This is a genomic window from Pantoea sp. XY16 (genome assembly GCF_025153065.1).
Taxonomy (GTDB): Bacteria; Pseudomonadota; Gammaproteobacteria; order Enterobacterales; family Enterobacteriaceae; genus Pantoea; species Pantoea alfalfae.
This window is the reverse complement of record NZ_JANZNP010000012.1, coordinates 114920-127490: the sequence shown is the minus strand read 5'-3', so window position 1 is coordinate 127490 and position 12571 is coordinate 114920. Positions and strand designations below refer to the sequence as shown.

Annotated in this window: 13 protein-coding genes; 8 read left to right on the top strand and 5 right to left on the bottom strand. The window is 56.2% G+C overall.

From position 1 onward, the window contains the following. Position 1: 1 nt before the first annotated feature. The 4 genes from ppx (at position 2) to mgtE (ending at position 4038) form a co-directional block, all read left to right on the top strand. Positions 2-1528: an exopolyphosphatase gene (ppx, locus tag N1689_RS17210; protein ID WP_161734320.1), complete on the top strand. Its 1527-nt coding sequence runs from the start codon at positions 2-4 to the stop codon at positions 1526-1528. 41 nt (positions 1529-1569) lie between these two features. Beyond that, positions 1570-2184, top strand: coding sequence for a tellurite resistance methyltransferase TehB (gene tehB, locus N1689_RS17205; RefSeq protein WP_161734322.1), 615 nt, complete (start codon positions 1570-1572; stop codon positions 2182-2184). Between the two features lie 101 nt (positions 2185-2285). Further along, the gene (locus tag N1689_RS17200) at positions 2286-2471 is read left to right on the top strand and encodes a YfgG family protein (RefSeq protein WP_013358709.1); all 186 of its coding nucleotides are present in this window, start codon (positions 2286-2288) and stop codon (positions 2469-2471) included. A gap of 133 nt (positions 2472-2604) precedes the next feature. Continuing rightward, positions 2605-4038: a magnesium transporter gene (gene mgtE, locus N1689_RS17195; RefSeq protein WP_161734324.1), complete on the top strand. Its 1434-nt coding sequence runs from the start codon at positions 2605-2607 to the stop codon at positions 4036-4038. Here mgtE and N1689_RS17190 read toward each other — a convergent pair whose 3' ends face one another. Continuing rightward, positions 4039-4536 carry an AlpA family transcriptional regulator gene (locus tag N1689_RS17190; RefSeq protein ID WP_161734326.1) on the bottom strand — a complete coding sequence of 166 codons (498 nt, stop codon included), beginning with the start codon at positions 4534-4536 and terminating at the stop codon, positions 4039-4041. Positions 4537-4556: 20 nt separating this feature from the next. Beyond that, positions 4557-4802 carry a hypothetical protein gene (locus tag N1689_RS17185; RefSeq protein WP_135907869.1) on the bottom strand — a complete coding sequence of 82 codons (246 nt, stop codon included), beginning with the start codon at positions 4800-4802 and terminating at the stop codon, positions 4557-4559. 176 nt (positions 4803-4978) lie between these two features. Here N1689_RS17185 and N1689_RS17180 point away from each other — a divergent pair, with 176 nt between their 5' ends. After that, positions 4979-5158: a hypothetical protein gene (locus tag N1689_RS17180; protein WP_022624131.1), complete on the top strand. Its 180-nt coding sequence runs from the start codon at positions 4979-4981 to the stop codon at positions 5156-5158. Between the two features lie 30 nt (positions 5159-5188). Here the strand turns inward: N1689_RS17180 and N1689_RS17175 are convergent, their stop codons facing one another. The 3 genes from N1689_RS17175 to guaB all read right to left on the bottom strand — a co-directional run bounded on the left by N1689_RS17175 (position 5189) and on the right by guaB (position 9389). After that, entirely contained in the window at positions 5189-5962 is a 774-nt protein-coding gene (locus tag N1689_RS17175) for a DUF3750 domain-containing protein (RefSeq protein ID WP_260059547.1), read from the bottom strand. Between the two features lie 311 nt (positions 5963-6273). Continuing rightward, entirely contained in the window at positions 6274-7854 is a 1581-nt protein-coding gene (gene guaA / locus N1689_RS17170; protein WP_161734330.1) for a glutamine-hydrolyzing GMP synthase, read from the bottom strand. Positions 7855-7922: 68 nt separating this feature from the next. Then, entirely contained in the window at positions 7923-9389 is a 1467-nt protein-coding gene (gene guaB / locus N1689_RS17165; protein WP_161734332.1) for an IMP dehydrogenase, read from the bottom strand. A gap of 168 nt (positions 9390-9557) precedes the next feature. Here guaB and xseA point away from each other — a divergent pair, with 168 nt between their 5' ends. The 3 genes from xseA (at position 9558) to N1689_RS17150 (ending at position 12557) form a co-directional block, all read left to right on the top strand. After that, entirely contained in the window at positions 9558-10931 is a 1374-nt protein-coding gene (gene xseA, locus N1689_RS17160; protein ID WP_260059546.1) for an exodeoxyribonuclease VII large subunit, read from the top strand. A 283-nt stretch (positions 10932-11214) separates the two neighbouring features. Beyond that, a complete protein-coding gene (locus N1689_RS17155) occupies positions 11215-12228 on the top strand; it encodes a M4 family metallopeptidase (protein WP_260059545.1) in 1014 nt (337 codons plus the stop codon). Continuing rightward, positions 12225-12557 (top strand): protealysin inhibitor emfourin, encoded by a 333-nt coding sequence (locus N1689_RS17150; protein WP_161734336.1) that lies wholly within the window; start codon positions 12225-12227, stop codon positions 12555-12557. The genes N1689_RS17155 and N1689_RS17150 overlap by 4 nt, the downstream gene beginning before the upstream one ends. Positions 12558-12571: the final 14 nt, after the last annotated feature.

The following is a 12571-nucleotide window of genomic DNA, read 5'->3' as shown; positions in this document are numbered from 1 at the left end:
TATGCCAATTTCTCATAAAAGTACGCCAAAACCCCAGGAGTTTGCGGCGATTGACCTGGGCTCGAACAGTTTCCATATGGTGATTGCGCGGGTTGTCGATGGTGCGATGCAGGTACTGGGCCGCCTTAAACAGCGCGTCCATCTGGCTGACGGGCTGGATGCTCAACATAACCTCAGCGAAGAGGCGATGGAGCGCGGCTTAGCCTGTCTGGCGCTGTTTGCCGAGCGCCTGCAGGGCTTCAGCCCCAGCAACGTGACGATTGTCGGCACCCATACGCTGCGCGAGGCGGTTAACGCCGAAACCTTCCTGCAGCGTGCGGCTGAAGTGATCCCCTATCCGATCGAAGTGATTTCAGGTCATGAAGAGGCGCGTCTGATCTTTATGGGTGTTGAGCACACGCAGCCAGAGAAAGGTCGCAAGCTGGTGATCGACATCGGCGGCGGCTCTACCGAGCTGGTGATTGGCGAGGATTTTGAACCGCAACTGGTTGAGAGCCGGCGCATGGGATGCGTCAGTTTCGCCCAGCTCTATTTCCCGAAAGGCGAAATCAGCCGTGAAAACTTCCGTCGCGCCCGCTTAGCGGCGGCGCAGAAGCTGGAAACGCTGGCGTGGCAATATCGTCTGCATGGCTGGCAATATGCGCTGGGTGCGTCCGGCACCATCAAGGCCGCCTGCGAAGTGCTGCAGGCAATGGATGAGAAAGAGAAGCTGATTACGCCTGAGCGCCTCGAAAAGCTCTATGACGAGGTGATGAAACATAAATCCTTTGCGGCCCTCAGCCTGCCGGGCCTGTCAGAAGAGCGCAAAGGCGTGTTTGTACCCGGACTGGCGATTCTGTGTGGCGTCTTTGATGCGCTGGCGATTCGCGAGCTGCGTCTTTCTGATGGTGCGCTGCGTGAAGGCGTGCTCTATGAGATGGAGGGCCGTTTCCGCCATCAGGATATTCGCAGCCGTACAGCACAAAGTCTGGCGAATCATTACGCCATCGACAGCGATCAGGCGCGCCGCGTGCTGGATACCACCGAGCAGCTTTATCTGCAGTGGCGCGAGCAGAACCCGAAACTGGCCAATCCGCAGCTGGCAGCCCTGCTGAAGTGGGCGGCGATGCTGCACGAAGTGGGTCTGACAATTAATCACAGCGCCCTGCAACGTCATTCCGCCTACATTTTGCAAAACACCAACCTTCCCGGTTTCAATCAGGATCAGCAGATGCTGCTGGCGGCGCTGGTCAGATTCCACCGCAAAGCAGTGAAGCTCGACGAGTTGCCGCGCGTGACGCTGTTTAAGAAAAAGCAGTTTGTGCCGCTGATTTTCCTGCTGCGCCTGGGTACTCTGCTGAATAATCAGCGTCAGGCTACTACGCGTCCGGATGCGTTAACCCTGAAATGCGATGACGGCCACTGGACGCTGATTTTCCCGGCGGGCTACTTCACCCAGAACAACCTGGTTCAGCTCGATCTGGAACGTGAGCAGGTTTACTGGAACGACGTAACAGGATGGAAGCTGATCCTCGAAGAAGAAGCCTGACAACCCGGGCGCCTTGCGCCCGTTTAACTGAATTGATGAATATGACACAACCAACTGCACCCCTTTCAGGCGAAAACTATTTTGCCGAAACCTATGGTTTAACGCCGCCCCACTCCGAAGTGGTTGCGGCGCTGCCCCAGCTCAACGTCGGCAAGGCGCTTGATCTGGGCTGTGGCGTGGGACGCAATACGCTGTTTCTGAACCAGCACGGCTTTGACGTCACGGCATGGGACCATAATCCGCAAAGCCTGGCGCGCCTGCAGGAAATTATTGCGCAGGAAAATCTCAGCGGCATTCATACCGAGCAGCGCGACCTGAACAACACGCGCTTTAACGGCGGCTTCAACTTTGTGCTGTCGACCGTGGTGATGATGTTCCTGCAGCCGCAGACCATTCCACAGCTGATTGCCGACATGCAGGCCTGTACGGTCAGGGAGGGTTACAACCTGATTGTGGCAGCGATGAACACGGAAGATATGCCCTGCCCGGCTGATTTCGCTTTTGCTTTTAAGTCGGGCGAGCTGAGCCACTATTACCGCAACTGGCACATCGTGAAGTACAATGAACATCCCGGTCAGCTGCATCGCAAAGATGAAAATGGCAACCGCATTACCTGCCGCTTTGCGACGCTGCTGGCGCAAAAAGCGAGTTACTGATCTTTATCTGCTTTTTTTTTCAACAGCGATTGATTTCATCAGGCGACTGTGACTAAATATTGCAGTCGCCCCTGATGGGGTCATTACAGGAACCACCCCGCGTGAACAGCGCTATTTCTCCCCGAAGACGTCAAAAAACCGGCACCATGACCCGCATTGTGCTGTTGATCAGTTTTATCATTCTCTTTAGTCGCCTGATATTTATCCTGCCCGCTGCCTTCGAGCATCACCAGCAACAGAAAGCGATTCCTGAACCGGTTACCGTCACATCAGGTGATACGCGCTAACAAATACTGACTTTTCGCCTGAAAGACGCCTTAAAAGTAAATGTTATCCAGACAACTGGACTCTTTTTTGCATCCCTTTTTCAGGCGAAACGCTACACTTCGTGCTGGTGCTTTCAGACTAAAGGGATCCAATGTGTCTGCCTCTCACTCTCAACGTTTAAGTGAAATACGTCATCGCATTCTGACGCTGCTGCTCAACGAGCACGATCTGGTTGATTCTCTGCTGGCGAAATCCGGCGATCTCAATCCTGAACAGCAACGTGAAAATGCGGCCCAGCGTGATGCGCTGGAACAGGACATTCTGCAACTGCATGCCGCTGACCTCGCGGATATTCTCGAAGCCCTGCCCGAAGAGGAGCGTCAGGCGCTATGGCGGCTGGTGCCGAATGAGCGGCGCGGACACGTACTGGTCGAAGCCTCTGAAACGGTCTGGGCCAGCCTCACCGAGGAGATGAGCGATCGCGATATTCTGCGTGCTATCCAGCCGCTGGATATCGACGACCAGGTCTGGCTGGCGCGTTATCTGCCGCGTGACCTGACCGGACGTCTGCTGGCGACCGTGGAGCCTGCTCTGCGCGCCCGCATGCTCGATATGGTACAGCTCGATCGCGATCGCGTGGGCCGGGTGATGGATTTCAATATTCTGACGGTGCGCGACGATGTCACGCTGGCAACGGTACAGCGTTTTCTGCGTAAGCGTAAAGACATGCCAAACGGCACGGATAAGCTGTTTATCACCAATAAAGACAACCAGCTGCTGGGCGAGCTGATGCTGACGGATATCCTGCTTAACAAACCTAAAACCCTGGTCAGCGACGTCATGAACGCGCGCCCGACCACCTTCCAGCTCAACGATAAGGCCGAAGATGCCGCCAGTGCCTTTGAGCGTTATAACCTGATCTCTGCCGCCGTCACTGACGCAAAAGGCAAACTGATTGGCCGTGTGACCATTGAAGACATCATCGACCTGGTGAATGCCGAAAACGAAAGCAACATCCGTAAAATGGGGGGTATCAGTCAGGAAGAGGATGTTTTCGCGCCGGTGCGTAAATCGGTGCGTAAACGCTGGGCCTGGCTGGCGATTAATCTCTGTACCGCCTTTGTCGCCTCGCGGGTCATCGGACTGTTTGAAGGAACGATTTCACAGATCGTCGCCCTCGCCACCCTGATGCCGATTGTCGCGGGTATCGGTGGCAACACCGGTAATCAGACCATTACCATGATTGTGCGGGCGCTGGCCTTACATCAGGTTGAACCGGGCAACTTTTCGTTTTTGATCGTCCGCGAGCTTGGCGTGGCGCTGATCAACGGCCTGTTCTGGGGCGGCATCATGGGCGGCATCACCTGGCTGATGTATGACAATATGGCGCTGGGCGGCGTTATGATGCTGGCCATGGCGCTTAATCTGCTGCTGGCCGCGCTGATGGGCGTGCTGGTGCCGCTGGTCATGACTAAAATGAATCGCGATCCCGCCGTTGGCTCCAGCGTATTGATCACCGCCCTTACCGATACCGGCGGCTTCTTTATCTTCCTGGGACTGGCAACGATCTTCCTGCTGCCGCACTGATCAGGTGTGAAGGCCGTAACGTTGCAGCGATCCATTAAGATTGCGCTGCCGCGTTACCTGCGCCAGCTCACGGGTGGCCGCAGGCAGCGCATAATTGCCGCGCTGGCTCAGCCACTCCAGTACATCCGACAGGTGCCAGATGGCAGTTTTACCGTCATGCACCGGCAGCGGAAACGGCGGGCGGTGGCTAAGCATCAGTTTGCGCATATTCTGTCGCGTCATGCCGATGATCTCCGCCACGTCTGTCAGGCCCACAAAATCGGGTGCCGCTTCCACCAGTGTGGCACCCGGTATCGCGCGCAGTACATCCTCTTCCGCCTGCTTTAATACGTCCGTTGCAGAGTCAGACTCCCGGCTGAACTCAAATGCTATTCGCCCTGGCATCCCCAGGCCGATCAGCGCATCATCACAGCCTGCTGCTGCCAGCGTTTCAAGCAGTTCATCCACCGGCGCATGCCCTTCCGGCAGGCTGAACCGCAGCGTAAAACAATATTCCATATGCCTCTCCTTGTGCTGTGTCAGGACTTCAGATAATGACAGTTATCGACCACGCGCCGCAGCGCACGGGCATGTTGATGTACATTTTTCGGTGTACTCCAGATACAGGTCAGACAGAACTCCCCGCATCGGCACATCAACAGATTTTTTGGACAGTACATTTTGCCCCAGGCATGATGGCCTCCGGTAACCACCAGCCAGCCGTGGGATTCAGCGTAACGTAACGCCATCTCTATCTCTTTACTGGGATGCCGCTTCCTTGCCATATGTGCCCCTATGCTGACGCCGAATGTGCGAGTTGTCAACTGACAACTCAATGAATATTTCTTAACGCGGTTCAGCATGCGGAGACTTTTTCTCGCAGTAAAACAGTCAGGGTATAAACTGGAAAACGTCACGCAAAAAACGATCGGCAGCAGTAACGATAATTAATGGAGGCAATATGTTTAAAGCAGAGGATTTTGTTCAGTCCAAAACCGGCGGCCCTAAAATGCAGGTGCTGCGCGTGGAAGGCGACACCCTGTGGTGCGCGCGCGTTGATGATGCAGCGAAGAAAGAGATCGAAGTAAAGGCAGAGAGCGTCAACCTCTATCACGAAGAGGGTGACTTTGGCGTGTGCTGAGGCAAAACGGCCCCTGACGGGGCCATATTGTCAGGGCTTATCCTGCTGAAGATTGTCGTTGCCCAGACCGCCAATAAACGGCAGCCGCAGCCGGAACGGCGAAAAATCGAGTCCCATGTTCAGACCCAGCAGGTTCATTTCAAATCCCTCTTCTGCACCCAGTGTCACGCCCGCTACGCCCAGAATCGACACCTGCACACCGCGCCCGGATGGCGGCAGCCCGACAGGACGCCACAGTGGCCGGTAATCTTTGCCCAGCGCATTGGCGGGGAGATCAAGCCTCAGGGCGGGCACTTCGCGGCCAATGTGCGCCAGGAAAGTATTGCTGTTCGGTCCTGGCCAGGCACGGTAGGTTGTCGGCCACGGATACGAGTTAATGGCGGCTTCTATCTGCGGGATCATCGCTTCGGCTTCCGGTCCGCGATGTTCCACCAGCAGCCGCGGTTTTGCGCCATACCAGTAGCCATCTGGCAGGTTGGTGTTACGGCGAACCTTATCGCCGCTGCCCCAGCTAATCACTTCATAACGCGTGTAGCGCGTTTCACCCGCACGTTTAAAAATGATCCAGGGATGCACCGCCACCCGCCCTTTCCAGCCATAGGTCGGCGCAGCGTAGACCTGGACGATAGCCAGGCTATATAAAGCGTGCGGATCGGGCGCTATGCCAGCCGAATCGCGCCGGGCAGTCGCCCAGCCACCTGGCTCTGAACTTTCGCCGTGACGCGCTGCCTGCGCAATGCTGGCTCCGAGCGATAACAGCAGTACGGCAACAAAAAACAGGCTGAACACTTTCAGTGAGAGCATGACAACATTCCTGGTGACGTAAAAATCACGAAACGCCTGATCAGCAGGCGGTTTCAGTAAGCGGTGGCGTTGGGATACAGACAATCGGTGAAAGCGGCGGATAAAAGCGGGACACCAATGACGTCAGTTGCGGGCTTTTACTGCATGGAGGATAGCGTAATTTCCGGCAAAGTGAACAGGAAAACACCAGCGATGGGTGTGGATGTGGTGAAAGGTTAAAACAGCGAGTCTGCGCACGGTCAAGAGTAATAAAAAAAGCCCGCTGGGGAGCGGGCTTCAGAATTATCAGAGATTACCTGGCTGAGGCCTGGTTATTCCCACTCAATCGTCGCCGGTGGCTTACCGCTGATGTCATACACCACGCGGGAGATGCCGTCGACTTCATTGATGATGCGGTTAGAGACACGGCCAAGGAAATCATATGGCAGGTGCGCCCAGTGTGCGGTCATAAAGTCGATGGTTTCCACCGCACGCAGCGAGACAACCCAGTCATACTTACGGCCATCACCCATCACGCCGACCGAACGAACCGGCAGGAAAACGGTGAACGCCTGGCTGACTTTGTTGTAGAGATCCGCTTTGTGCAGCTCTTCAATGAAGATAGCATCGGCACGACGCAGCAGGTCGCAATACTCTTTCTTCACTTCGCCCAACACGCGCACACCCAGACCCGGACCCGGGAACGGATGGCGGTAGAGCATATCGTACGGCAGGCCCAGCTCCAGACCAATTTTGCGCACTTCGTCTTTGAACAGCTCTTTCAGCGGCTCAACCAGGCCCATCTTCATCTCTTTCGGCAGGCCACCGACGTTGTGGTGCGATTTGATCACGTGCGCTTTACCGGTGGCTGAGGCCGCCGATTCAATCACGTCCGGATAGATGGTGCCCTGCGCCAGCCACTTCACGTCCTGCAGCTTAAGCGCTTCTTCGTCGAACACTTCCACAAAGACGCGACCAATGGTTTTACGCTTGGCTTCAGGCTCATCGATACCCGCCAGCGCATCCAGAAAACGCATTTCAGCCGGTACATGGATAATGTTGAGCCCGAAATGGTCGCCAAACATATCCATCACCTGCTGTGCTTCGTTCAGACGCAGCAGACCGTTATCCACAAACACGCAGGTCAGACGATCACCAATAGCGCGATGCAGCAGCATCGCCGTGACAGAGGAGTCCACACCACCTGACAGACCGAGGATTACTTTGTCGTTACCCACCTGCTCACGCAGGCGCTCAACGGCATCTTCGATAATTTTGGCAGGCGTCCACAGGGCTTCACATTCACAGATGTCGATGATGAAGCGCTCGAGCATCCGCAGACCCTGGCGGGTGTGAGTCACTTCCGGATGGAACTGCACGCCGTAGAAACGCTTCTCTTCGTTGGCCATGATGGCGAACGGACAGGTTTCTGTGCTGGCCACGGTGACGAAGTCAGCCGGGATCGCCGTGACTTTGTCACCGTGGCTCATCCAGACATCCAGCAGCGGTTTACCGGCGGCGCTGATCGCATCTTCAATGTCGCGAACCAACGCACTTGGTGTGGTGACTTCGACCTGCGCATAACCGAATTCGCGCTCGTTTGAGCCAGCAACGGTGCCGCCCAGTTGCATCGCCATGGTCTGCATACCGTAGCAGACGCCCAGCACCGGCACGCCAGCGCTGAAGACATAGTCAGGTGCGCGCGGGCTGTTCAGTTCGGTGGTGCTTTCCGGGCCGCCTGAAAGGATGATACCGCTTGGATTGAACTGGCGGATCTGCTCTTCGGTGACATCCCATGCCCAGAGTTCACAGTAAACGCCAAGCTCGCGCACGCGGCGGGCAACCAGCTGAGTATATTGTGAGCCGAAATCGAGAATCAGAATGCGGTGCTTATGGATATTTTCCGTCGTCATTGAGGGGTTTCCAGAACGGTGACTTGATCAATAAAAGCGCCCGGCATGAGCCGGGCGGGAAATCGGGATTATGAACCCATGCGGTAGTTTGGTGACTCTTTGGTGATGGTCACGTCATGCACGTGGCTCTCATTGATGCCCGCGCCGCTGATGCGGACAAATTCCGCTTTAGTGCGCAGGTCGTCAATGGTCGGGCAACCGGTCAGGCCCATGCACGAACGCAGGCCGCCCATCTGCTGATGTACGATCTCTTTCAGACGGCCTTTATAGGCCACGCGGCCTTCGATACCTTCCGGCACCAGTTTGTCAGCGGCGTTATCGGTCTGGAAGTAACGGTCAGAAGAGCCTTTGGACATCGCGCCCAGTGAGCCCATGCCGCGATAGGATTTGAATGAACGGCCCTGATAGAGTTCGATTTCGCCCGGTGACTCTTCGGTCCCCGCCAGCATGGAACCCACCATCACACAGGACGCACCGGCGGCGATCGCTTTGGCGATGTCACCAGAGAAACGGATACCGCCATCGGCAATGACCGGAATGCCGGTGCCTTCCAGCGCGGTGACCGCGTCAGAAACGGCAGTGATCTGCGGAACGCCCACACCGGTGACAATACGGGTCGTACAGATAGAGCCAGGGCCGATACCGACTTTAACGGCACTGACGCCTGCCGCGACCAGCGCCAATGCGCCTGCACCAGTGGCGACGTTACCGCCGACAATTTCCAGGTCCGGATATTTAGCACGGGTTTCACGGATACGTGACAGCACGCCTTCAGAATGGCCGTGTGAAGAGTCAATCAGCAGCACGTCAACGCCCGCTGCGACCAGCGCATCAATACGCTCTTCGTTACCGGCACCGGCACCCACCGCTGCACCCACACGCAGACGACCCTGCGCATCTTTACAGGCGTTAGGTTTGCGTTCGGCTTTCTGGAAGTCTTTAACGGTAATCATGCCCAGCAGATGGAAGCTGTCATCCACGACCAGCGCTTTCTCAACGCGCTTTTCGTGCATTTTATGCAGCACCACATCGCGCGCTTCGCCCTCTTTCACCGTCACCAGACGATCTTTCGGGGTCATAACCGCAGAGACCGGCTGAGAAAGGTCAGTCACAAAGCGCACGTCACGACCGGTGATGATACCCACCAGTTCGTTGTCGCGGTTAACGACCGGGTAGCCCGCAAAGCCGTTGCGCTCGGTCAGCACTTTAACATCAGCCAGGGGTGTCGTTGGCAGAACGGTCTGGGGTTCAGTAACCACGCCGCTTTCATGTTTCTTCACCTTGCGCACTTCGTCCGCCTGGCGTTCAATCGACATGTTTTTATGGATGAAGCCAAGACCGCCTTCCTGTGCCAGCGCAATCGCCAGACCCGCTTCGGTCACGGTATCCATGGCAGCGGAGAGCATAGGAATATTTAAACGGATATTTTTGGTCAGCTGAGTGCTGAGATCGGCCGTATTCGGCAGGACGGTGGAGTGTGCAGGGACGAGCAGAACGTCGTCAAAAGTGAGTGCTTCTTTAGCGATTCTTAACATGGCAATACTCCACCTCGGGTGATTGAGAATAGATAAAATATTGCCGCGGCATTATACAGGCCGTAATCGATTGCCTCCAGCATTATTTACGAAAAACCCTTGATCCGCACTGACAGCCCTGTAGTATCGATGAATTAACCTGCTGATTTGGAATTTGATCTTCGTCACATGTCGCTGCCATCTACTGCCAATATTTTTACCGTCAGCCGTCTCAATAGGACAGTGCGTCAGCTGCTGGAGAAAGAGATGGGCCTGGTCTGGATCAGCGCTGAGATCTCCAACTTCACCCAACCGGCTTCCGGTCACTGGTACTTCACGCTGAAAGATGATGGCGCTCAGGTTCGCTGCGCCATGTTCCGCAACAGCAATCGTCGCGTCACCTTCCGTCCCCAGCATGGTCAGCAGGTACTGGTACGCGCTAACATTACCCTCTATGAACCTCGTGGTGACTATCAGCTGATTGCCGAAAGCATGCATCCGGCGGGGGAAGGCTTGCTGCAGCAGCAGTTTGAACTGCTGAAAGCAAAGCTGGCGAGCGAAGGCTTATTTGAGCCACAGCATAAGCAACCGCTGCCGGAACCGGCGCGTCAGGTCGGGGTGATCACCTCCTCCTCCGGCGCGGCGCTGCACGATGTGTTACGCGTCCTGCATCGCCGGGATCCCTCCCTGCCCGTGGTCATCTACCCGACCGTGGTACAGGGCGTCGATGCGCCAGCCGCTATTGTCCGGGCAATTGAAATTGCCAACCTGCGTAACGAGTGCGATGTGTTAATCGTCGGGCGCGGCGGCGGTTCGCTGGAAGATTTATGGAGCTTTAACGACGAACGGGTGGCGCGCGCCATTTTTGCCAGCCGCATTCCCATCGTCAGCGCCGTCGGTCATGAAACCGACGTCACCATTGCCGACTTCGTCGCCGACTTACGCGCCCCTACCCCTTCAGCAGCCGCAGAAATTGTCAGCCGCAACCAGCTGGAGCTGCTGCGCCAGTTGCAGTCGCAGCAGCAGCGGCTGGAGATGGCGATGGATTACTACCTGGCGCGCCAGCAGCGGCTTTACACGCGTCTTGAGCATCGCCTGCAGCAGCAGCATCCGCAGCTGCGGCTGGCCCGTCAGCAGACCGCCCTGTTCCGCCTGCAACAGCGTCTGGGTGAAGCGATGGAAACGCGCCTGCGTCAGGCCACACGTCAGCAGGATCGCCTGGCGCATCGACTCAACGCCCGGCAGCCGCAGCAGCGTCTGTTCGAGGCGCAAAAACAGCTGCAAAGCTGGCACTATCGCCTGCAGCAGAGCATGGCAACGCAGCTGAACAGCAATAAACAACAGTTTGGTCAGCTGGTCGCACAGCTCGAAGGTGTCAGCCCGCTGGCAACGCTGGCGCGTGGTTTTAGCGTGACCACCGACATCGCCGGTCAGGTGGTGAAGCAAACCGCACAGCTTCAGAGCGGCGACCTGCTGCGCACCCGTCTGGATGATGGCTGGGTTGAAAGCCAGGTGACGCAGCTGTTACCTGAGAAAAAGCGCCGCCGCAAAACCACCTCCTGACGCTGCCCGCCAACTTACATTTCTCCATTAACCACTGGTCTCACTTATCAGGCTCACCTGGTCTGGCCGGCTATTTTTATGACTAATTTTTGCTACCAGGCGTTCTCATATAATCCGTCAGAACGATTGTCTGAAAAATAAGCGCTGCCGCAAATCCGCTCCCTGATACTGACTCTGCGCGCCTCCTCACATTTTTCCAATTACCGCTGGCCTCACTCATGAGGTCTAACCAGCCAGACGGGTCTATACTTTTGACTCATTCCTTTTTGCCAAGGAGTCTCACATGGCTTACTGCGTTATTCCTCCCTATATCCTTCGCAAGATTATCGCTCACAGTTCCGGCCATCAGCAGGCGCAGGCGCGCCGCACCCTGACGCACGTTCAGCACCTGATGGCGGAACACTGGCAAAAATCGACTGGCGTGAAAACGGCGGCGGGCGGTCATGTTGACCGTGAAATTTATGATGCCCAGAGCCAGGAAACCCTGCCGGGTAAGCTGGTTCGTCAGGAAGGCCAGCCAGGTAATGATGACGTCGCGGCTGAAGAAGCCTGGGACTACCTTGGCATCACCTATGACTTCTTCTGGCAGGCGTATCAGCGTAATTCGCTGGATGGTCAGGGCCTGAAGTTGCTGGGTACCGTGCACTACGGTGAGAAATACCAGAACGCCTTCTGGAACGGTCAACAGATGGTATTTGGCGATGGTGACGGCGAAATTTTTAATCGCTTTACCATTGCGATTGACGTTGTGGCCCACGAACTGGCGCATGGCGTCACGGAAAACGAAGCCGGGTTGATCTACTTTGAGCAGGCTGGTGCACTGAATGAGTCGCTGTCGGATGTTTTTGGCTCGCTGGTAAAACAGTTCAGCAAAAAGCAGCGTGCGGATGAAGCAGACTGGATTATTGGTGAAGGCCTGCTGGCGAAGGGTATTAATGGGCGTGGTCTGCGGTCGATGTCTGAACCCGGCACCGCCTACGATGACCCGCTGCTGGGCAAAGATCCGCAACCGGCACACATGGATCACTACGTGAAAACCCGTGAAGATAATGGCGGTGTTCATATCAACTCCGGCATTCCTAACCGGGCCTTTTATCTGGCGGCCAAAGCGCTGGGGGGTTATGCCTGGGAACAGGCGGGATATGCCTGGTATGACACGGTGTGTGACGACGAACTGCCACAGGATGCGGATTTCAAAACCTTTGCCCGCTTCACCATTGAGCATGGTAAAAAGCGGTTCAACGAGTCGGTCAGCAGTGCTATTGAACAGGCGTGGAAGGAGGTTGGCGTGCTATGAGTGAACTGCCCGAACTCACAGATGATGCCACCATCATCGTCGCGCGTGAAGGCGGCATGGCCTTTATTCCGGGGCTGCGCGCCGAACGACGCTTTATGCTTGGCGAGTTGCCGGCGCCAGAAAAACAGCGCGTCTGTCATGCGCTGGAGCAGGCAATGCCGCTGGGCGAACCCGAGGAGAAAGCCGCGCAGGTGGGCAGTGGCGATCAGCGTTATTTCCGTATCCAGATTCAGTATGCCACCCGCCGTGAGGTAGGCACTATTGTGCTGCTGATTCCGGAACAGGTCGCGCCGCCGGAGCTAAAAGCGCTGTGGCACGACGGAAAATAAGCAAATAAAAAGGG

Excerpts from the sequence above, each read along its gene's own strand:
- N1689_RS17180 (WP_022624131.1), top strand. The coding sequence starts at position 4,979 with ATGTTTAAAGCAGAGGATTTTGTTCAGTCCAAAACCGGCGGCCCTAAA.
- xseA (WP_260059546.1), top strand. The coding sequence starts at position 9,558 with ATGTCGCTGCCATCTACTGCCAATATTTTTACCGTCAGCCGTCTCAAT.
- N1689_RS17175 (WP_260059547.1), bottom strand. The coding sequence starts at position 5,962 with ATGCTCTCACTGAAAGTGTTCAGCCTGTTTTTTGTTGCCGTACTGCTG.
- tehB (WP_161734322.1), top strand. The coding sequence starts at position 1,570 with ATGACACAACCAACTGCACCCCTTTCAGGCGAAAACTATTTTGCCGAA.
- N1689_RS17155 (WP_260059545.1), top strand. The coding sequence starts at position 11,215 with ATGGCTTACTGCGTTATTCCTCCCTATATCCTTCGCAAGATTATCGCT.
- ppx (WP_161734320.1), top strand. The coding sequence starts at position 2 with ATGCCAATTTCTCATAAAAGTACGCCAAAACCCCAGGAGTTTGCGGCG.
- N1689_RS17150 (WP_161734336.1), top strand. The coding sequence starts at position 12,225 with ATGAGTGAACTGCCCGAACTCACAGATGATGCCACCATCATCGTCGCG.
- N1689_RS17190 (WP_161734326.1), bottom strand. The coding sequence starts at position 4,536 with ATGGAATATTGTTTTACGCTGCGGTTCAGCCTGCCGGAAGGGCATGCG.
- guaA (WP_161734330.1), bottom strand. The coding sequence starts at position 7,854 with ATGACGACGGAAAATATCCATAAGCACCGCATTCTGATTCTCGATTTC.
- N1689_RS17185 (WP_135907869.1), bottom strand. The coding sequence starts at position 4,802 with ATGGCAAGGAAGCGGCATCCCAGTAAAGAGATAGAGATGGCGTTACGT.
- guaB (WP_161734332.1), bottom strand. The coding sequence starts at position 9,389 with ATGTTAAGAATCGCTAAAGAAGCACTCACTTTTGACGACGTTCTGCTC.